Consider the following 1,680-nt stretch of genomic DNA (forward strand, 5'->3'; position numbering starts at 1 on the left):
ACAAGTGCAGTGCCTACTCGCCGCCACTGCCCAAAACATCAAAAAGATCGCAATGGCACTCACCAAAGCTCCGAAACAAGCTCCCGCGTGACAAAGACCAGCGCGTAAAGGACCAAACGCAAAAACGCGGACAAGCGCCACAAAACCAAAGCCAAAAAAACAAACCCGCCGAAAACGACGGGTTTGTCAGCAGTCTGAAGCCCCCTGGTGGGGGCTTTTTTGTTTGGTTGCGGGAGCAGGATTTGAACCTGCGACCTTCAGGTTATGAGCCAAGCGTTGGCCTATAACTCCCAACAACCACAAAAATTTTTCAGCATATTTTTCAATTAGATATTCAATTTCTCATTCCGTGGTCTATTGGCAATTGTGGGCGAAGTTTGGTATTTAGTGTGCCTTAAATGTGCCTCGGCACCTTTTTCCGGCTCTCCAGCGTCAGCGAGCAGCTCATGGCGACGATCCAAAAACGCGAACACAAAACCGGCACCACCTACCGGGTGATGATCCGCATGAAGGGCTTTCCGCCCCAGCAGCGCACCTTCAAGCGCCTGACGGATGCCAAGTTGTGGGCGCAGGATACCGAAAGCGCCATCCGGCGCGGCGAGTTCAAAAACGTTGTCCGCACGGCTGCCAGCAAAACGCTCCAGGACGTGATCGACCGCTTCCGCAAAGAGGTCTTCATCCACCGGGCCGAAAGCACCAAACGGGCCGAAACCTCCTTCTTGAACTATTGGGAAAAGGCCCTCGGCCAATACGCGCTCGCCTACATCACGCCCGATATGGTGAGCGACAAAATCGCCGAACTGGCGGCAGCGGGCGACGGTCGCCGAAAAGCCTCCAGCGGCAAACCCAAAAGCCGGAAGACGCTGAAGCACTATCAGGACACCCTGGCTGTGCTGTTCAAATATGCGGCGCAGTGGGGTTGGATTGGCACCAGCCCGCTCGACGGCGTGAACAAGATCACCAAAATCCGCAACGAGCGCATCCGCTACCTCAGCGAGGACGAACGCAAGAGGCTGCTGGAGGCATGCAAGGCAAGCGATAATGAGCACCTCTACCCCGTGGTAGTGTTTGCGCTATCCACCGGCGCGCGCAAAAGCGAGATCCTCGGCCTCACTCTGAGCGACATCGACCTGAACCGCGACACGGCAATCTTGCGGGATACCAAAAACGGCGACACCCGCGCCGTGCCGGTCGTCCATCATCTACATGATGTTCTGACTGAACAGGCCGAAAAGGCGGCGTGCTTCTATGATGAACTAGAGCCCCCTGCCCAGCGCCGCTGGCTGTTCCCACGTCGGGACGGGCAAGAGCCCATCGACATCCGTAAAGCATGGGAAAATGCACGGGAAGCAGCGGGAATCGAAGATTTCCGTTTCCATGACCTGCGGCACTCTACAGCCAGCTATCTGGCTATGAACGGCGCCAGCCTGGTCGAGATTGCCGACATCCTCGGCCACCGCACCCTCCAGATGGTCCGCCGCTATGCCCACCTGTCCGAAAGCCATGTCAAAGGCGTGGTGAAGGATTTGAATGAGAAGCTGTTTTAATCACATTGCGGATTTCAGAAATACCGGACAGCGATTACGCTAAATCCCGGACAACCGTTTCAGTAATTCCCGGACAGTTCGGGCACGGCTGACCATCTGCCTGCGATCATGTTTCAGTTTGCATCGTTTCGGT

The 1,680-nt window shown here is 55.9% G+C and carries 2 protein-coding genes; both read left to right on the forward strand.

Going from position 1 to position 1,680, the window contains the following annotated elements; genetic code table 11:
• The coding region (locus tag HK439_RS26730; protein ID WP_209012087.1) for a hypothetical protein at positions 1-287 on the forward strand (287 nt) is incomplete at its 5' end.
• Positions 288-398: 111 nt separating this feature from the next.
• Positions 399-1,547, forward strand: a complete 1,149-nt coding sequence (locus HK439_RS26305) for a tyrosine-type recombinase/integrase (RefSeq protein WP_209012086.1) — start codon at positions 399-401, stop codon at positions 1,545-1,547.
• Positions 1,548-1,680 lie beyond the last annotated feature (133 nt).

It is taken from the genome of Roseibium aggregatum, from assembly GCF_014692675.1.
Taxonomy (GTDB): Bacteria; Pseudomonadota; Alphaproteobacteria; order Rhizobiales; family Stappiaceae; genus Roseibium; species Roseibium aggregatum_C.

What these genes read in the sequence shown, in the direction of transcription:
- HK439_RS26305 (WP_209012086.1), top strand. Translation starts at nt 399, where the DNA reads ATGTGCCTCGGCACCTTTTTCCGGCTCTCCAGCGTCAGCGAGCAGCTC.